Source organism: Achromobacter aloeverae (assembly GCF_004121055.1).
GTDB lineage: Bacteria > Pseudomonadota > Gammaproteobacteria > Burkholderiales > Burkholderiaceae_B > Bordetella_C > Bordetella_C aloeverae.
In genome coordinates this window covers 400,069-417,888 of the sequence record NZ_PYAL01000004.1, presented here as the reverse complement: position 1 = coordinate 417,888, position 17,820 = coordinate 400,069, and the positions used below count along the sequence as shown (strand labels likewise).

Here is a 17,820-nt window from a genome sequence, read left to right as displayed (position 1 = left end):
TGCAGCGACCGGGAAATACCACATCCGCGCGCGGCCGATGTGACAAATTTCGACAATGCACACTGGGGCCGGATTCATTTATCGCGCTTCGAAACCGGCGACAATTTCGTGTTGTAACGGATAATATGCTGTCTTCGATTTCAGCAGCTGGCCGAGTGGCCGAGGGGAGTTTCGATGAATCGGAATGACGTGGGTGCGGGCGCGAGGCGAGTCGCCTTCCGGATATCCCGCAACGCGCTGGTGCCGCTGGCATTCGGACTTGCGGTTCTTTGCATTAATCCCGCGTCGGCGGCCACGCCCGATCCGCTCGGCCCCCTGCGAGGCGCGGAGAAAACCCAATTGCGCCAGGGCTGGACTTCACGCGACCAAGGACCCTGGTTCGTCCTCCAGAACGACGACGCCAAGGAAACCGAGCAAACGCTGGTGCTTGGGCGCGGCGCGGCAGGCAAGGCCGGGCGTTATGTCTCCGCGCGCCTGGCCGTGGAATCCAAGCAGCCGGCGGCGTCCATCGGCCTGCTCACCCGCAATACAGGCAGCGGCGACCTCTGCCTGATGGAAGTCACGGCTTCCGCCGATGTGAACCTGCTCTGCGTCGTACGCGGGAAAAACATCAAGATCGCCAACGTGCCGAAGGCGGCAAAACTCGGTGGCGATGATTTCGCCCAACTGGTCGAGGCCGACGACGGCGCCACGTTTTTCTTGAATGGAAAGAAAATAGGCACGGTCGATCCGGGTACGCTGGCGGTCGACCAGGTGGGCATCATGGCCTACGACACGGGCATGTTCGGCATCGCCGGATTCAAGGCCATGACCTTGGCGGAAGCCAAGCAGGCCGCGGATAATGCGGGAGCTGGAAATGATCAGAAACCGACAGAAAAAGCCAGTGACAGAAAATCCGGTACTCCCGCAGGCGATCCGCCCGGCGTCATTCCCAACGCCATGGAACAGCGTTACCAGGGTATCGGCCCCATTCCCGAATTCGACGGCACCTCCGTGCGTCGCGTCGCCGCCTATCTGGGCATTACGCAAAGCATTTTCATTCACGAGTTTGGCCACGCGCTGATCGGCGAGCTGGACTTGCCGTCGACCGGGCCGGAAGAAGACGCGGTCGATATATTCTCGGCGCTGCACCTGGTCGATCCGACCATTTACAAGACCGACGACAAGGATATCGAGGCCATCGGCCGCGAGGTCGCGGTATATGGCGCGCTGCAGTGGTATTACAGCGGCAAGCTGGGCGAGGCGAATGGCCGTGGCGAAACGCCCTGGCAGGACGAACACACCACCGACCTGAAGCGGTTCCGCAATTTTTTCTGCGTCATCTACGGCGGCAACCCCACGGTTTTCCAGAACATCGCCGACGGCACCGGCATGGATGAACGCACGCTGAGCCGCTGCGAGGGGGAATACACCAAGCAGAACAGGGCGTGGCGAACCATCCTCGCACCGTATACCCGGGTGGGCCCCTGGCATCCCGAAGGCACGCAGCCCGCGAATGCGCGGGGCGCCAGGATCACGGTGCGCTTCGAGCCATCCAAGTACCGGGTCGGGCAGTTCTTCAAGGATGCTTTCTCGGATGGCGTGATCAGCAACGCGGACGAGCTCTCCAAGACCTATGTCTTGCCGCGTCCGCTTACCGTGGTCTATCGCGACTGCGACGAGTTGAACGCCTGGTACAGCCACGACGACGCCAGCATCACCATGTGCTACAACCTGCTGGGCTCGATGATCAACATGATTTCCGACATCGAGATGAAGACGTCGGATGGCTGGACGACGGCCAGGAGCGCCGCGACCGCCAAGGGTGCCGGTGGGGCGGCGCCGTCGAATGCGCCCTCCAATGCCCCCTCGAACGCGCCGTCCAATGCCCCGTCATCCAGCGGCAGCTTCAACGAAGCCAAGGACTTTGGCACGCCGCCCACCCTCGTCCTGTTTCCCGCGCCATACAAGGGTCCCACGCCGACCACCAATCCGCGCGCGCGGGTGGTGACCACCGCGCAACTGGCCGATTTCCTGAAGTCAGGCGACAAGGTCCTGCTGATCGACACCAGCCGCGGCGACCAGACCATCCCCGGCGCCATCCAGGAGCCGGAGACGGGACGCGATGGCAGCCTGACCGACACCATGCAGGAAAGGCTGGTCGAATGGCTGGCCTCGAAGACGCAAGGCGACGCGAAGCTGCCCATCGTCTTCTTCGGGTCCGGACTGAACGACCGCTCTTCCTACAATGCCGCGCTGCGTTCCGGCGAGGGCAAGCTCAATACGTTCTGGTACCGGGGCGGTATCGAGGCCTGGGTGGCGGCGGGACTGCCGCTGCGTCCCGTGACGAAGTAGACCGGGACGCGGCTGCGAGCGGCCCGACGCACGAACCGGCAATAGCCGGTTCTCCATCGGCCGGCGCACATGGCCCCGTGGTCAGCCTGCACCGTCCCCCTGAGCCAGCCGCTCCGCCATCGAATACCCGTCTATATACCCACGGAAGTGCTTCAGGAAAGCGTCTTCGGCCGGCGTGCGCTGCGCGTCGCGGTGCCATAGCAGGTGCAAATCCACCAGGCACACGCCCTCGCCGGGCGGCAGGCGCCATAGACGGCCTTCGGCCAGGTCCGCCTGCACGCTATGCTCGGGCAGGCAACCGATGCCGAAGCCCGCGACCAGCAGCCGCTTGACCTCATCGTGCTGGGTGGACGTGGCCACGACGCGGCCCGAGAAACCGCGCTGGTCCCGGAAGATCGTCAGCGGCGACAGACTGTCCCCCAGCGCATCGCTGGCGAACGAGACGAAGTTCTCGCCCAGCAGATCCTCGATATGAATGTCGGGCTTGCCGAACAACGCATGGTTGCGCCCGCAGAACAAGGCATAGCGCTGTTGCAGGAACACCTTGTTTTCCAGGCGCTTGGGCATTTGCCGGCACAGCGCGATGCCGGCGGTGGCGGCGCCCTGCTGCATCAGCGTCACGATCTCGCTACTGGGTAGCACATCCATCGTGACGTCGATGCGCGGATACTCGCGATGGAAGTCCGCCCAGAAGTTGTCGTAGACCGCCGAGTGGATCCGGCTGGCGACGAGCAGGTGAACACGGCCGGAGGCCTCGACCTCGGTCTGCGAGACATCGGCCAGCAAGCGGGACACATTGCCATGTATCGCCTCGGCCGCCCGGCATACCTCCTCGCCGGCATTCGTGATGGTGAAGGCCGTGTTGTGGCGTTCGATCAACCGGCGGTCCAGGCGCGCCTCCAGCCGCTTGAGCGCCTGGCTGACGGCCGATTGCGTCAGGTGCAGCTTGGTTGCCGCGCCGCTGATGCTTCTTTCCTGGACGATGACCAGGAAGGTCCGCAGCAGGTTCCAGTCGAGACGATCGCCGCCGCGGTTTTCGAAGGAAGCGGGAATTTTCACAACTTTAATCCGATTAAAGTGGATTATTAAAAAGCATAAATTGACGTACTGTCCAGCCTGGAGCGATAAACGGCCTCTCGAATAACGACATCAGTCCAAGAGGAAACCATGTCCGCTCCCCCCAGCCCCGCCACGGCGCGCCAGCCTGTCCGGGCCGCAGCCGCCGCCTTCATCGGCACCACCATCGAGTGGTATGACTTCTACATCTATGCCACCGCCGCCGCGCTGATCTTCGGCAAGGTATTTTTCCCCACCGCCGATCCCTTCATCAGCACGATGGCCTCGTTCGGCACCTTCGCGGCCGGCTTCCTGGCGCGGCCCCTGGGCGGCGTCATCTTCGGCCATCTTGGGGACCGGGTCGGCCGCAAGAACGCGCTGATGGCCACCTTGGTCATCATGGGCGTGGCCACGGTGGGCATCGGCCTGTTGCCCAGCTACGCCAGCGCCGGCCTGTGGGCGCCCGCCCTGCTCCTGCTGCTGCGCCTTGCCCAAGGCCTCGCCGTGGGGGGCGAATGGGGTGGCGCGGTCCTCATGGCCGGCGAACACGCCTCGCAGCGCCGGCGCACCTTCGCGGCGTCGTTCGCGCAGCTGGGCAGCCCCGCGGGCCTGATCCTGTCGCTACTGGCGTTCCGCCTTCTGACCACCCTGGACGAAGCGGATTTCATCAGCTGGGGCTGGCGCGTGCCGTTCCTGGTCAGCGCCGTACTGCTGGTCGTCGGCTACTTCATCCGGGTAGGCGTGAACGAGTCGCCCGACTTCGCGCAGGTGCTGGAGCGCCAGCAACGCGCCGAGGTCCCGGCCAAGGAGGTCTTGCGCACCGCCTGGCGCACCGTACTGCTGTGCATGGGCGTCTGCACGGTGGCCATCGGCGGGATCTACTTCACCAACACGTTCATGCTGTCGTACACCACGCAGACGCTAGGCCTGAGCCGCGCGCTGATCCTGGACTGCCTGTTCGCCGTCGCCGTCATCCAGTTCCTGGTCCAGCCGCTGGCCGCCTGGCTGGCCGACGCGCTGGGGCCGGCCCGCGTGCTTATCACGGCCGCCGTCTGCTCGGTGCTGGCGCCCTACCCGATGTTCATGCTGGTGACGCGCGGCAATGCGTCCAGCATCATCGCCGGCATCGCCATCGTCCTGGTCTTCATGGCGGCGATCTATTCGGCGATGGCGGGCTACATCAGCTCGGCGTTCGCCACGCACGTGCGCTACTCCGGCATTTCGCTTTCGTACCAGCTGTGCGGCGCCGTCGCCGGCGGCCTCACGCCGCTGGTCGGCACCTGGCTGACCTACCACTATCCCGGCCAGTGGCTGCCGCTGGCGATCTTCTATTCGATACTCTCGGCCATCACGCTGGTCTCCATCTGGGCGCTGGCTGGCCACAAACGCCGCCTGGCGTTGAACGCGCCACAGGGCGCGAGCGTGCCGGCCGCCTGAGCCAACATTCATCTCCATATCCGTAGAAGGAACTTCATGACGACCTCCCCCACCCCTCCCGCGCTCACCGAGGAACAACGCCAGCGCATCCTGCGCGCGGTGGACGCGCATTTCGATGCCCAGTTGGCCTTTACCCAGGACCTGGTGCGCTTTCCGTCGCTGCGCGAACAGGAACACACCGCGCAGGACTTCCTGTACGAAGCGATGCGCAAGCGTGGCTTCGCGATGGACCGCTGGAAAATCGACGTCAAGGACATCGAATCGCATCCGGGCTTCGGACCCGTGACGATCTCCTACGAAAATGCCTACAACGTCGTCGGCACCCATCGTCCCGAAAAGCAGACCGGACGCTCGCTTATCCTCAACGGCCATATCGATGTCGTGCCGACCGGGCCCGTCGATATGTGGAGCCGGTCCCCTTGGGACCCAGCCATCGTCGACGGCTGGATGTATGGCCGCGGCGCGGCCGACATGAAGGCCGGCCTGGCCGCCAACCTGTACGCCTACGATGCCGTCCGCGCCGCCGGCTACGAGCCCGCGGCCCCCATCTACTTCCAGTCGGTGGTGGAAGAGGAATGCACCGGCAACGGCGCGCTGGCGGCGCTGCTGCGCGGCTACCAGGCCGATGCCGTGATCATTCCCGAACCCGAGGAGAACATGCTGGTGCGGGCCAATGTCGGCGTGCTGTGGTTCAAGGTGCGCGTGCAAGGGCACCCCACGCATACGCGCGAAATGGCCAACGGCTTCAATGCGATCGACGCCGCCTATGCCACCATCGAAGCGCTGCGCCGCATCGAGGCGAAATGGAATGGCCAGCATCATTGCCATCGGCACTTCGAGCATCTGGACCACCCCATCAATTTCAACATCGGCAAGATCGAGGGCGGCGATTGGCCGTCGACCGTGCCGCCCTGGTGCGAGTTCGACGTGCGGGCGGCGATCTATCCCGGCACCACCGCCGACGAAGCGCGCGCGGAAATCGATGCCTGCCTGCGCGAGGCGGTATCGGACCCCCGCCTGGGCGGCACACCGCCCGAGGTCACGTATACCGGGTTCTATGCCGAGGGCTATGTGCTGGAAGAAGGCAGCGACGCGGAGAACACGTTACGCGAATGCCATAAGCAGGCCTTCCAGAGCGACCTGGAAAGCTTCACCACGCCGGGCTATCTCGATGCCCGCGTGTTCGTGATCTACGGAAATATGCCTACCTTGGTGTATGGCCCGAAATCGCTCGACATCCATGGCTTCGACGAGCGTGTCCACATCGAGTCGGTGCGGTTGATCACCAAGACCATCGCCTTGTTCATTGCGCAGTGGTGCGGCGTCAATGAGGTGGGGGCCGCGCGCTAGGCGGATATCGGGAGGGCATCCGGCCGGAAGGCCGAGGCCCACGCCGGACCGGGCGCCGGACGCCCGGTCTATCCGCGATTTTCATGGCGATCTGGCGGAAGGTGTGAGATTCGAACTCACGAGGGCTGTGAAGCCCCGCCGGTTTTCCTTACCCCTATGGCTTTCGCCACCAGGCATTGCGCCTGTTTGCGGGTCTGGACTTTGCCTTCACCCTAGCCCCGCTGAGCCTTAGGTGGGAGCCGTCAAGTCTCTACACGTTATCGAGGCGGCCATGCCGCCTTCGATCTTCGCTCGGCATTACCTCGGACCAGTGGTCCAGGGGCTTCACCGAATTTGACTCCTTACATCCACACGGTTTCCCGCGTGGCGCTCGATTGAACAAGACCGGTGCATTCAACCACTCTGCCAACCTTCCACGGCGGCCATTGTATCGGATTTCTCGCGTAGCCCTGCCGCGCGGCCGGGGCGCGGTCAAACAGGCGGTACAATCCCGCTTCGCTCACGCACCGCCAGCATCGTTCTCCCATCCGGTGGAGCCCTTGCCACGTCGCCCGGGTGGTGAAATTGGTAGACACAGGAGACTTAAAATCTCCCGCCGCAAGGCGTACCGGTTCGATTCCGGTCCCGGGCACCAAAGACCTTTCCAGCGCCAGCGTCACACCGCCGGCCGCACGACATGCCGCAATGCGGTTCCCCCCCGCAAGGCACGGATATTGGCGGCGATGACGTCGTAGCGGCGTTCAAGCAGCCCCGGCGTCAAAGCCGACACGTGCGGCGTGCCGCGTACATTGGGCAGGGCATGCAAGGGCAGGCGAGCCGGCGTGACGGAGGTCTCGCCGGCGCCGGGGTAGCGATACCAAACGTCTAGCACCGCGCGCCCCAGCCTGCCGGCGCTCAGGTTGTCATGGAGCGCGGCCTCGTCAACGACTTCGGCACGCGCGACGTTTACCAGCAAACCCCGCGGCCCCAACGCCCGCAGTGCCGCGTCGCCCACACGTCCGCGCGTCTCGTCAGTCAGCGGGCAGCACAGCACCAGCGCGGCACATCGAGTCAGCACCGTTTCCAGTTCGCGCGTCGTCGCAACGTCATCAGGCGCGACGCTGGATTTCACCTGACCACCGCGGGTGACGGCAATGACGCCCATGCCCAGTGCCTGCACGCGCCGCGCGATCTCCGCGCCGATGTGCCCGTAGCCGAGGATGGCGACGTTATTGCCGTGGGCTTCGCGGTGGTAGGGACGGTCCGCATACACAGCTGGCCAGTTTTTTTCATCCAGGGTGGCCGGCAGGCGCCAGGGCTCCAGGAAATGTTCCAGCACAGCGTGCACGACGTATTCGGCGATGGGGATCTCGTGCCCGTGAACGTTGCATACGTTGCTGGACGCGGGCACCGCATCCACGGCTATAGCATCGACACCCGCGCCGGGAACCTGTACAAGACGGCCGCCAAAGCGAGCCGCCTCGTCGGGCGCCAGGCGGTTGGTCACCAGCACGTCGACGTCGATCTTGCCTTGCGCCGGCAGCGTCTTGGCGGCTAGTACGTCAAAGCCGGCGCCCAGCAGGGCCGCGAGCCGCGGCGCGTTGGGAGCATGCAGTCCCGCGACCAGGATCTTCATGGGAAATCTTCCTTAGATGGCGTTGCTGGTACGCACCGTCAGATCGGTGCGGCCCTTGAATTCGTCGGTAAGCCGGGTGCCGAGGCCATGGCCCGCGGGCGGCTGCGCGATGCCGGCCTCGATCTCGGGCAGGTCGGTGACCAGGTCGCGGTACCAGGTCGCAAGCGTGGCGCGCACCACCTCCTGGTAGATCGCCGTGGGCGCATGCAACGCCAGGTGCAGGCCGGCCATGAGCGCCACCGGGCCCGTGCAATCATGCGGCGCCAAAGGCTTCGCATAGGCCTGGGCCAGCGCGGCGATCTTGCGCGCCACGGTCAGGCCGCCGCACCAGCAAAGGTCCAGCATGACCACATCCAGTGCGTCGGCCGCCAGCAGGTCACGAAAAACAGGTAGTCCGGCCAGCGATTCACTGCCGCAAATCGGCGTGCGCGTGCGGCTGCGCAGGTCGGCCAGCGTGCGCACGTCATCCATCTTGGAAATCGGGTCCTCTGCCCAGAAAACGCCGTAATCCTCCAGCGCCTGGCAGATGCGCAGCGCGGCATGATTGCCCCACAGGCCGTGGAGTTCGCACATGATCTCGATGTCGTCGCCGACGGCCTGCCGCGCACGCTTGAAGGGCTCCAGCCCACGCTTCAGGTCCGGCAGGCTGATCACCTGGCCCTGGGTCTTGGGCGCATAGATATCGAAAGGCCATATTTTCATGGCGCCGTAGCCTTCGTCCCGCAGGCTGGCCGCCAGCGCGCCGGCATCGCGCATGAAGGCCACCTGGTCGTCGTAGGGACCCGCAGCCACGTCCTTGCCGCCGATATCGCGCCGCTTGCCGGTGGAGTTGTACGCGTATCCGGCGCAGGTGTTGTAGACAGGGATACTGGAACGGGCGGCGCCGCCGAGCGCCTGGTACAGCGGCACGCGCTGGCGTTGTCCGGCCAGGTCCCACAGGGCGATGTCGACGGCGCTGGCGGCACGGACTTCGGCGCCCGACGCGTTGTAACCCACATAGGGCAAGGTGAGCAGGCCGTTGATGCCCTCGATGGCGGACGCATCGCGCCCGAGCAGCTGCGGCGCGACCTCGGCATGGACGACGGTTTCCACGGCGGCCGCCCCGCGAAACGTTTCGCCCAAGCCGGTCAAGCCCTCATCGGTGTCGATTTCGAGCCATATGAGGCTGGGGCGGTCGGCGCAGCGGTAGGTACGCAGGGCGGTGATGATGGGCATATGGGCGACGTCTCGGTGTTGGCGGATGGATCTCGCAAGGCCGCAGTTTGCTCAAAGCTGTAAAATCTGTCAATTAAATATGATGAGCCAACCAGCCCCCCGGGCCACTTGCCCCGAGCGCGCCCATGCTTCACACTCCCGCCCCATGACTGAAGCCTCTCCCGATCGCCGCCTAGGCGATAAGGTCTATGAACAACTCCTCGCCCTTCTTGGTACCGAGGGTTTCGAGCCTCATGCGCGCCTGCCTGGCGAGATAGAGCTGGCACGGCGCTTCGCGGTATCCCGGCCGGTATTGCGCCAGGCCTTGGCGCGGCTACGTGCGGAAGGCCGGATCTCCGCGCGCAAAGGTTCCGGCAACTACGTGGAAGCGTTGCAGCCCCAAGCGGAGATCGTGGAATTCGGTCCGTTGACCAGCATTCCGGACATCAAGGCCTTCCTGGATTTTCGTTGCGCGCTGGAGGGGGAAATCGTCGCGCGCACCGCCCAGGACGCGCCCCCCTCGGCGGTCCAGGAGGTGGCCCGGCGCCAGGATGCCTTGGAGCAGGCCTTGCTGGCAGGGGGGTCCGGGATCGACGAGGACATCGCTTTCCACGTGGCGATTGCCGCGGCCTGCGGCAATCGCTTCTTCGAGATGACGATGACGGCGCTGGTGGCGCAAACCCGTTTCAGCATCGACCTGGTGCGCAAGCTCGGCGGCCCGATGCAGGCGCAACGGCGGCAAGCGGTGCTCGCCGAGCATCGTGCCATCGTCGCGGCCATAGAGGCTGGCGACCCCGTCGCGGCCCGCGCCGCCATGTCGGCTCACCTGGAAGGTGGGATCGCGCGCCTTTTCGGAAACACAAGATAGGCAGCTATTGACAGATTTTACAGATATAGAGGAAGATGTCTCCGCCCCGCTTCCAGTCCGGGCCCATCATTCAAACAATGAGAAGGAGACATCATGGTTTTTCGCCACTCGCTTGGGCAGGCCCGGCCATTGGCGCGGGGCAAGCGCCGCGCCCTCGCCTGGCTGGCCGTGACCGCCGCCGCTGCCGCGCTGGTATTCGCCCACCCCATCCCGGCGCGCGCGGCCGAGCCTGTCGCCAGCTATCCAAGCAAAGTAATACGCATCATCGTCCCCAATCCGCCGGGCGGCGCGTCCGACGTGTTGGCGCGGCTGCTGGGCAAGAAGCTGACCGAGAAGTGGGGGCAGTCCGTCGTCGTCGAGAACAAGGCGGGCGCCAACGGCAGCATCGGGGCGAATTTCGTCGCGAAGTCCGATGCGGATGGTTATACGCTGCTGTTGATGGACTCCGGCAGCCTGACGATCTCGCCGAGCATCATGAAGCTCAACTACAGCCCTACCGAGGACCTTACGCCGATTTCCATCGTGGCCTATTCCCCGCATATTCTCGTGGTCAGCAACAAGCTGCCTGTCCACAACCTGCAGGAGCTGATCGCCTACGCGAAGGCGAACAAGGGCAAGCTGAACTACGGCGAGACCGCGGGCTCGATCACCCACCTGGCCGGCGTGCTGCTCGCGCAGAAAGAAGGCATCGACTGGAACTACATCGGATACAAGGGCGGATCGCAGGTGCTGACCGACCTGACAGGCGGGCAGATCGACGTCACGATGAACAGCTTCCTCGCGACCTATCCGCTGGTGAAGGGCGGCGCGATACGGTTGATCGCGGTGGCGAGCCCCCAACGTTATGCGCCCATTCCCGACACCCCCGCGATCGCGGAGCGTGTGCCGGATTTCGTGACCGGCTCCTGGCAAGCCTTGCTTGCCCCGGCAGGCACACCCCCCGGCGTCGTGGAAAAAATCCATGCGGCCATCACCGAGATCACCGCGCAGGCCGACACGAAGCAGCGCTTTGTCGAACTGGGTTCCGAGCCGGTGCATAAGACGCCGGCCGAGATCGCCACGTGGCTGCGTGAAGAGACCGCACGCTGGGGCAAGGTCGTGAAGGACGGGGATATCAAGGTGTTTTGATCGATGCCTTATGCGACGGCCTTATGCGACGGCCTTATGCGAGGGCCTTATGCGACGGCGCGCGCGTCTCCTGTGCAAGCCGTCGCGTGTGGCGCGTGTGCCGTGCCGTGCTTTCGCCAACGGACCCCGTCATGCTTGCGCCCGGGCAGCTCTTTCAGTGTATAGCTGCCCTACACGCGCATGGGCCGCGGCGACGATCTCGTCCTGACGGCGCTCGATGTGCTTTTTCAGAAGCGCGCAGCAGGTATCGAAGTCACGGCGGGCAAGCACGGCAACGATCTTGTTGTGGTCATGGTGCGCGGCCTTGCGCGTGGTGGCGCCGATGTCCATCCAGCGCACGAACTGTATACGCGCATTGATGTTGTCCAGGACCCGGGACATTTCCAGGTTTCCCGCCAAGGCCACCAGATGCGTATGGAAGCGTTCGTCCTGCGCGATCAGCTCCTTCTGGGTACACGCCTCGCCAGCCCCCTCCTCACGCACCACCTCCGCCAGCGCATGAATCTGTTCATCGCTTGCCCGCTCGATGGCCAACTGCGTCGCGGCGACCTCAAGGGCGGTGCGAAGCTCATAAAGACTGAAGAGCTCCTTGGGATCCAGGTTCCTGAAGAAGAACCCCTTACCCGCGACGTTGCGTAAAAAGCCCTCCGTCGTCAGGCGGTACAAGGCCTCGCGCAACGGCGTGCGGGAAACATTCAGTTCGCGGGCCAGCTCGCCTTCATTCAAGCGCTCACCGGGCAGAAAGGCGTGGCTCACCGCCTTTGCCCGCACGGCAGCGTAGACCGACGCCGCAATGTTGTCGGCGAGTATCTCGCGATCAATCGGAACCGCAGTAACCATGTCATCCCATCGGCGCTCGCGCCGTGCCTTCTGTGCAAGGCCGCGAGTTGCATGGCAGCGCCGCGGCCGGACCAATCGTAAACCCCGATATTAACGCCGTTGCAATCACCCTGAACTTAGACCAAAATTCAGACCTGAATACAGAACGCCGTTCTTTTAGGCAGAATTTCATCAGGTAGGGTCTATGACGATCAAGAAAAGAGCCTGTATTGCTGGCGTCTTCGAACATCCCTTGCGCAAGGCCGAGCAGCACTCGGTGGCGCAATTACATGCGGAGTGCGCACAGGGCGCGCTCGCCGATGCCGGCCTTACCGCCAAGGACGTCGACGCATATTTCTGTGCGGGCGATGCGCCGGGGCTGGGCCCGCTATCCATGCTGGATTACCTTGGCCTGCGGGTCAGGCACCTGGACACCACCGAGACCGGCGGCTCGTCCTATCTCATACACGTGGCGCACGCCGCGCAGGCGATTGCCGCCGGTAAGTGCAATGTCGCGTTGATCACCCTGGCCGGCAGGCCGCGCTCCGATCCCTCCACCGCAAGGCCGCGGGAGTACGGCGCCATCTCGCCGGACACCGCCTTTGAGCAGCCGTTCGGCATGAATACCCTGGCCGGGTATGCCATGGTCGCCCGGCGGCACATGTACGAATACGGAACAACCGCCGAGCAGCTGGCATGGATCAAGGTCGCGGCCTCCGTCCATGCCCAATACAACCCACACGCCATGCTGCGCAAGCCCGTGACGGTGGAAGACGTCGTCAATTCGCCCCTGGTAGCCGATCCCCTGCACCGCCTGGATTGCTGCGTCGTCAGCGACGGCGGCGGCGCCCTGGTCGTCACGCGCCCCGAGATCGCGCGCAGCCTCTCACGGCCGGTCGTCGACGTCCTGGGAGCGGGCGAAGCTGTCGGCGCCGCGTACGGCGGCGGCGATCTGCTGGTCACGGGAGCCGCGCAATCCGGGGCGCAGGCCTTTGCGGAAGCCGGCGTCACCCCCGCCGATATCCAATACGCCTCAATTTATGACAGCTTCACCATCACCGTGCTGCTTCAGCTGGAGGATCTCGGCTTCTGCCGCAAGGGCGAGGGCGGACGATACGTCCAAGACGGAAACCTGATCTCCGGTGTCGGCAAGCTGCCCTTCAACACTGACGGAGGCGGCTTGTGCAACAACCATCCCGCCAACCGCGGCGGCATCACGAAAGTGATCGAAGCCGTACGCCAGCTTCGTGGGGAAGCGCACCCCGAGGTCCAGGTCCCCGGCTGCGAGATCGCGTTGGCCCAGGGCACGGGGGGGAACCTCGGTACGCGCCATGGCAGTGCAACGCTCATCCTGGGAAGGAGCTGACCGAATGTACATAGACAATCCCGAGTGGCCGGCCCCGGCCGCCAATCCCGAAAACCTGGCCTTCTTCACCGCCGCCTCGCAAGGCAAGCTGCTTTATGGCCGCTGCCACGCGTGCGCGCAAGCACACTACTATCCCCGCCGCATTTGCCCGAACTGTTTTTCGGCCGAGGTGGAATGGGTCGAGGCTGGCGGCCATGGCCATATCTACTCCTACACGGTGCTCAACGGCGATGCGGGGGAACGCGTACTCGCCTTCATCGAGCTGGATGAAGGCGTCCGCATGCTCAGCAATATCGTCGATGCCCGCGCCCAAAGCCTGCGCATAGGCGCCCCCGTGCGCGTCGCCTTTGGCCGCGCCGGAGCCGTCAGGGTTCCGGTATTCGTCCTGGACGACACGGAGGCGAAGGCATGAATCTCGATGCAGTGAAAACGTGGAGCAAAACCACCCTCCACGAATACAGCCTCCGCGACTCGGCCCTTTACGCCTTGGCCATCGGTGCTGTCTCGAATCCGCTCGATTCTCGCCAACTGCGCTTGGTCGACGAGCGCGACCAGGTCGCGGTGCCGACCATGGCCGCCGTCGTTGCGTCGCCCGGCTTCTGGGCCCGCGACGAGCAAACGCTAGGCTTGGACGCGACGAAGCTGGTCCAGGGCGAACAGCGCATCGAAATCGATCGTCCGCTACCAGCACAGGGCCGCATGCTGGGCATCTCCCGGATTTGCCGCGTGGTGGACAAGGGGCCGGCCAAAGGCGCGCTCATCACCGTGTGCAAGACCTTGCAGTCGGAAAGCGGCGATGTATATGGACGCGCCTGGCAGTTGTTCTACTGCCGCGGAGACGGCGGCTTCTCGGCCAGCGGCTCGGAGGACATCACACTGGGCGATACGCCGGCGCCCTTGACCGCCGCACCGGCGCGCGAGCCGGATCGACAAGCCGTGCACGCCGTGCGCAGCGACGCCGCGCTTCTCTACCGACTGTGCGGCGACAACAACCGGCTGCATATCGACCCCGAGGTCGCTCGCCGGGCGGGCTTTCCCCGTCCCGTCCTGCACGGCCTGGCGACATACGGCTATGCAGCCGTGGCCATCATCCAGGCTTACGCCGACGGCGACGCCGAGCGTCTGACCGCCTTCGGCGCCCGGTTCTCCGCGCCAGTCTATCCATCTGACGTCATCGAGTTCCGCATGTGGGACAACGGCGGCCACGTCGCGCTCGAAGGGCGCGTTCCCGCCCGTGACGCGGTCGTCATCAGCCACGCGGAAGCGCGCTTACAACCATCGAGAGGCAAATCATGACACCATCCCTATCCATGGCCGGCAAGGTCGCGATCGTCACGGGCGCCGGGGGCGGCATCGGTCGCGACATCGCAATCCAGCTGGCACAGGCAGGCGCCCGCGTCGTGGTGAACGACATAGGCGTTTCACTGAGCGGCGAAGGCAGCGATACAGGGCCCGCCGCCGCCGTGGTTGCGGAGATCCGCGCCAACGGGGGCGACGCAAGCGCCAACACGGATTCCATTTCCTCCCGCGACGGTGCAAGACGTCTGGTCGAACAAGCCGTCGATACGTTCGGCCGCGTCGACTGCGTCGTCAACAACGCCGGCATCCTGCGCGATCGCTTCTTTCACAAGATGAGCGATGAAGAGTGGGACGCCGTGCTGAAGGTCCATCTGTATGGCTCCTTCTACACCAGTAGCGCCGCGGCCCCCTTCTTCAAGGAGCAAGGTAGCGGCGCATACGTCCACATGACGTCGACTTCCGGCCTGGTCGGAAACCGCGCCCAGGCCAACTATGCGGCCGCCAAGATGGGCATCGTCGGGCTTTCGCGAACCATCGCCATCGACATGCAGCGGGCCGGCGTACGGTCCAACTGCATCGCTCCCTTCGCCTGGGGGCGCATGGTTGCATCGATACCGGTGACGACCGAAGCACAGAAGGTCGCGGCGGAGCGCAAGCAGAAGTTGATGACGCCCGGGAAGGTGGCGCCCCTTGCCGTCTATCTTGGCAGCGACCTGGCGGGCGACATCAACGGGCAGGTCTTTGCGGTGCGCGGCAACGAGATCATGCTGATGAGCCAGCCGCGGCCTGTGAAATCCGTGCACCAGGCCGAAGGCTGGACGCCGGAGAGCATAGGAGAGATCGCCATGCCCGCCATGCGCGGGGCGCTGACGCCGCTTGAGGAAACGGCGGATGTCTTCAACTGGCCTCCCATCTGAGGTCTATCGCAGGCGCCCGTTTTCCCACCGCAATGGATACAGCTGGAGATATCGTGGATCTCAGTTACAGTCCGCAGGACCTGGAATTTCGCAATGTCGTGGACACATGGCTACGGCATAACCTTCCCGACGAGCTACGCCTCAAGGTGCTCAATCACAAGCGCCTGGAACGGGAAGATTTCGTGCGCTGGCACAAGATCGTGGCGGCCCAGGGTTGGGCGGGGGCAAGTTGGCCCGTGGAGCACGGCGGCACAGGCTGGACGCCGGTACAGCGCCACATCTGGGACGAAGCCTGCGCCGCGGCCGGGGCGCCCATCATCATGCCTTTCGGCGTGAACATGGTAGCCCCCGTCATCATGGCCTTCGGCACCGAGGAACAGAAGCGCCATTATCTTCCCCGCATCCTCAACTGCGACGATTGGTGGTGCCAAGGCTATTCCGAGCCTGGCGCGGGCTCCGATCTCGCGGCCATCAAGACCCGCGCCGAACGCGTCGGTGACCACTACGTCGTAAACGGACAGAAGACCTGGACGACCTGGGCCCAGTACGCCAACATGATTTTCTGCCTGGTGCGCACCGACCCCGGCGCGCGAAAACAGGACGGCATCTCGTTCCTTCTGATGGACATGGACTCGCCGGGCATCACTGTCCGTCCGATCGTGATGCTCGACGAGGAACATGAGGTAAACGAGGTCTTCTTCGACAATGTGAAGGTGCCGGTAGAAAACCTCATCGGCGAAGAAAACAAGGGCTGGACCTACGCCAAGTATCTGCTGGGTCACGAACGCACCAACATCGCGGCCGTCGGGCGATCGAAACGCGAGCTTCGCGCATTGAAGCGCCTCGCTGGCAAGCAACTCAAGAACGGTGCGCCGCTGATTCAAGACCCTGTATTCGCCGCCAAGATCGCTTCCCTGGAGATCGACTTGATGGGCCTGGAGATATTGGTCCAGAAGACCGTATCCCAAGCCGATCATCGCAAGGCGCCCTCGCCGGAAGCTTCAATGTTGAAGGTCAAGGGCAGCGAGATCCAGCTGGCCATCACCGAACTGATGCTTGAATCCGTCGGCCCCTACGGGGCACCTTTCGATCCGGCCTTCATTGCGGGGGAGGAGGCACATTCGGTGACCGGAAATGACGACGCGGCGCCGTTGGCCTCCTTGTATCTCAACTACCGGAAGATCGCGATCTACGGAGGATCCAACGAGATCCAGAAGAACGTCATCGCGAAACTCGTACTGGGACTCTGAGGAGCAAGCACGTGAACTTCGACTACACGCAAGAACAACGGCAGTTCTCCGATGCGGTGTCCCGTTGGATAGAGAAGGACTACGGCATCGAGGCACGCCGGGCGATCATCCATGGCAAGGTCGGGGTGTCGGAAGAAGCCTGGCAGGCACTGACCGAACTGGGCGTTCCCGCCCTGCCCATTCCGGCATCCGCGGGCGGGCTGGACGGCAGCCTGGCCGACATGTTCATTATCATGGAGCAACTGGGCCGAGGTCTCGTCGTGGAGCCCGTTATCGCCACGGCGATGGGCGCGGAGTGCCTGCGCCTGGCGGGCGGCCAAGATGCGCTGCTCGAACAGGTTTCGTCCGGAACGTTGACCATGGCTTGTGCTTTTGGAGAACGGCAGTCACGCCATGAACTTTTCGATGTAGCGTCATCGGCCAGGTTGGAAGATGGGCATTACCACCTCGACGGAACGAAAACGGTCGTTTTGCACGGCGCGCAAGCGGGTCAGCTTATCGTTTCGGCGCGCACCGCCGGCACGCAGCGCGACGCAAGCGGCATCGCGCTATTCCTTGTCCCGGCGCATGCCGCGGGCCTGAGTCGGCGCGACTACAGGACGATAGACGGCCTGCGCGCGGCCGACATCCAGCTATCCGATGTCTGTGTTCCCACCTCTGCCCTCCTCGCTCCCTCGGGCTCGGGTTGGGACTTGCTGGAAGCCGTCATCGACCACGGCATCGTATTGATGTGCGGCGAGGCTATCGGCGCAATGGAAGCGTTGAATGCCGCCACGCTGGAGTACCTGAAGACGCGGCAGCAATTCGGCGTGGCCATCGGCAGCTTCCAGGTGCTTCAGCATCGCATGGTCGACATGGCCATACACCTGGCCCAGGCCCGCGCCGTGGCCACCTTGGCGGCGACCAGGCTGTCCACGCCCCTGGAAGCGGAAGAGCGCAAGCGGATGGCCTCCGCGGCCAAGGTCCGCGTCGGGCAGGCGATGCGATTCATCTCTCAGCAAGCCGTCCAGCTGCACGGTGGAATGGGCTTGTCGGACGAACTGCCTGTTTCTCACTACGTGAAGCGCCTGACCATACTCGAATCGACGTTGGGCGACACCGATCACCACTTGGCGCGGTTTGCCGGCCAGCCCCAATTTCTCGGCGACGTCGCGGCCGCCTGAGCCGGCATTCCCGCCTTCCGCCCT

Annotated in this window: 15 protein-coding genes and 1 tRNA gene; 12 read left to right on the top strand and 4 right to left on the bottom strand. The window is 64.3% G+C overall.

What is annotated here, in order from left to right; genetic code table 11:
• Positions 1-174 precede the first annotated feature (174 nt).
• Complete coding sequence (locus C7R54_RS15980; protein WP_240039544.1) at positions 175-2,334, top strand: DUF4344 domain-containing metallopeptidase; 2,160 nt, start codon at positions 175-177, stop codon at positions 2,332-2,334.
• A gap of 81 nt (positions 2,335-2,415) precedes the next feature.
• Here the strand turns inward: C7R54_RS15980 and C7R54_RS15975 are convergent, their stop codons facing one another.
• Positions 2,416-3,393 (bottom strand): LysR family transcriptional regulator, encoded by a 978-nt coding sequence (locus tag C7R54_RS15975; RefSeq protein WP_377813807.1) that lies wholly within the window; start codon positions 3,391-3,393, stop codon positions 2,416-2,418.
• Positions 3,394-3,501: 108 nt separating this feature from the next.
• On the opposite strand from C7R54_RS15975, the gene C7R54_RS15970 reads away from it, so the two are divergent.
• From C7R54_RS15970 to C7R54_RS15960, 3 genes are all read left to right on the top strand, one after another.
• Complete coding sequence (locus C7R54_RS15970) at positions 3,502-4,827, top strand: MFS transporter (RefSeq protein WP_129151426.1); 1,326 nt, start codon at positions 3,502-3,504, stop codon at positions 4,825-4,827.
• A gap of 36 nt (positions 4,828-4,863) precedes the next feature.
• The gene (locus C7R54_RS15965; RefSeq protein ID WP_129151425.1) at positions 4,864-6,177 is read left to right on the top strand and encodes an ArgE/DapE family deacylase; all 1,314 of its coding nucleotides are present in this window, start codon (positions 4,864-4,866) and stop codon (positions 6,175-6,177) included.
• Between the two features lie 549 nt (positions 6,178-6,726).
• A tRNA-Leu gene (locus tag C7R54_RS15960) sits at positions 6,727-6,811 on the top strand.
• Between the two features lie 21 nt (positions 6,812-6,832).
• Here the strand turns inward: C7R54_RS15960 and C7R54_RS15955 are convergent.
• Positions 6,833-7,792: an NAD(P)-dependent oxidoreductase gene (locus C7R54_RS15955; RefSeq protein ID WP_129151424.1), complete on the bottom strand. Its 960-nt coding sequence runs from the start codon at positions 7,790-7,792 to the stop codon at positions 6,833-6,835.
• Between the two features lie 12 nt (positions 7,793-7,804).
• Entirely contained in the window at positions 7,805-9,007 is a 1,203-nt protein-coding gene (locus C7R54_RS15950) for a mandelate racemase/muconate lactonizing enzyme family protein (protein WP_129151423.1), read from the bottom strand.
• 145 nt (positions 9,008-9,152) lie between these two features.
• On the opposite strand from C7R54_RS15950, the gene C7R54_RS15945 reads away from it, so the two are divergent.
• Together C7R54_RS15945 and C7R54_RS15940 are read left to right on the top strand one after the other, a co-directional pair.
• Positions 9,153-9,854, top strand: a complete 702-nt coding sequence (locus C7R54_RS15945) for a FadR/GntR family transcriptional regulator (RefSeq protein ID WP_192903672.1) — start codon at positions 9,153-9,155, stop codon at positions 9,852-9,854.
• A gap of 93 nt (positions 9,855-9,947) precedes the next feature.
• Entirely contained in the window at positions 9,948-10,982 is a 1,035-nt protein-coding gene (locus C7R54_RS15940; protein ID WP_129151421.1) for a Bug family tripartite tricarboxylate transporter substrate binding protein, read from the top strand.
• A 129-nt stretch (positions 10,983-11,111) separates the two neighbouring features.
• On the opposite strand, the gene C7R54_RS15935 is transcribed toward C7R54_RS15940, so the two are convergent.
• Entirely contained in the window at positions 11,112-11,822 is a 711-nt protein-coding gene (locus tag C7R54_RS15935) for a GntR family transcriptional regulator (protein WP_129151420.1), read from the bottom strand.
• A 184-nt stretch (positions 11,823-12,006) separates the two neighbouring features.
• On the opposite strand from C7R54_RS15935, the gene C7R54_RS15930 reads away from it, so the two are divergent.
• From C7R54_RS15930 to C7R54_RS15905, 6 genes are read left to right on the top strand one after another with little or no spacing between them, the layout of a single operon-like run.
• The gene (locus C7R54_RS15930) at positions 12,007-13,167 is read left to right on the top strand and encodes a thiolase domain-containing protein (RefSeq protein WP_129151419.1); all 1,161 of its coding nucleotides are present in this window, start codon (positions 12,007-12,009) and stop codon (positions 13,165-13,167) included.
• Positions 13,168-13,171: 4 nt separating this feature from the next.
• The gene (locus C7R54_RS15925; RefSeq protein WP_192903671.1) at positions 13,172-13,579 is read left to right on the top strand and encodes a Zn-ribbon domain-containing OB-fold protein; all 408 of its coding nucleotides are present in this window, start codon (positions 13,172-13,174) and stop codon (positions 13,577-13,579) included.
• The gene (locus C7R54_RS15920; RefSeq protein ID WP_129151417.1) at positions 13,576-14,463 is read left to right on the top strand and encodes a MaoC/PaaZ C-terminal domain-containing protein; all 888 of its coding nucleotides are present in this window, start codon (positions 13,576-13,578) and stop codon (positions 14,461-14,463) included. Before C7R54_RS15925 ends, C7R54_RS15920 begins: the two co-directional genes overlap by 4 nt.
• Positions 14,460-15,383: an SDR family NAD(P)-dependent oxidoreductase gene (locus C7R54_RS15915; RefSeq protein WP_129151416.1), complete on the top strand. Its 924-nt coding sequence runs from the start codon at positions 14,460-14,462 to the stop codon at positions 15,381-15,383. Before C7R54_RS15920 ends, C7R54_RS15915 begins: the two co-directional genes overlap by 4 nt.
• Before the next feature lie 53 nt (positions 15,384-15,436).
• On the top strand, positions 15,437-16,633 hold the full coding sequence (locus C7R54_RS15910; protein WP_129151415.1) for an acyl-CoA dehydrogenase family protein: 1,197 nt from the start codon (positions 15,437-15,439) through the stop codon (positions 16,631-16,633).
• An 11-nt stretch (positions 16,634-16,644) separates the two neighbouring features.
• Positions 16,645-17,796, top strand: coding sequence for an acyl-CoA dehydrogenase family protein (locus tag C7R54_RS15905; protein WP_129151414.1), 1,152 nt, complete (start codon positions 16,645-16,647; stop codon positions 17,794-17,796).
• Positions 17,797-17,820 lie beyond the last annotated feature (24 nt).

Coding starts and splice junctions, on each gene's coding strand:
- C7R54_RS15980 (WP_240039544.1), top strand. CDS start 175: ATGAATCGGAATGACGTGGGTGCGGGCGCGAGGCGAGTCGCCTTCCGG.
- C7R54_RS15970 (WP_129151426.1), top strand. CDS start 3,502: ATGTCCGCTCCCCCCAGCCCCGCCACGGCGCGCCAGCCTGTCCGGGCC.
- C7R54_RS15965 (WP_129151425.1), top strand. CDS start 4,864: ATGACGACCTCCCCCACCCCTCCCGCGCTCACCGAGGAACAACGCCAG.
- C7R54_RS15955 (WP_129151424.1), bottom strand. CDS start 7,792: ATGAAGATCCTGGTCGCGGGACTGCATGCTCCCAACGCGCCGCGGCTC.
- C7R54_RS15950 (WP_129151423.1), bottom strand. CDS start 9,007: ATGCCCATCATCACCGCCCTGCGTACCTACCGCTGCGCCGACCGCCCC.
- C7R54_RS15945 (WP_192903672.1), top strand. CDS start 9,153: ATGACTGAAGCCTCTCCCGATCGCCGCCTAGGCGATAAGGTCTATGAA.
- C7R54_RS15940 (WP_129151421.1), top strand. CDS start 9,948: ATGGTTTTTCGCCACTCGCTTGGGCAGGCCCGGCCATTGGCGCGGGGC.
- C7R54_RS15935 (WP_129151420.1), bottom strand. CDS start 11,822: ATGGTTACTGCGGTTCCGATTGATCGCGAGATACTCGCCGACAACATT.
- C7R54_RS15930 (WP_129151419.1), top strand. CDS start 12,007: ATGACGATCAAGAAAAGAGCCTGTATTGCTGGCGTCTTCGAACATCCC.
- C7R54_RS15925 (WP_192903671.1), top strand. CDS start 13,172: ATGTACATAGACAATCCCGAGTGGCCGGCCCCGGCCGCCAATCCCGAA.
- C7R54_RS15920 (WP_129151417.1), top strand. CDS start 13,576: ATGAATCTCGATGCAGTGAAAACGTGGAGCAAAACCACCCTCCACGAA.
- C7R54_RS15915 (WP_129151416.1), top strand. CDS start 14,460: ATGACACCATCCCTATCCATGGCCGGCAAGGTCGCGATCGTCACGGGC.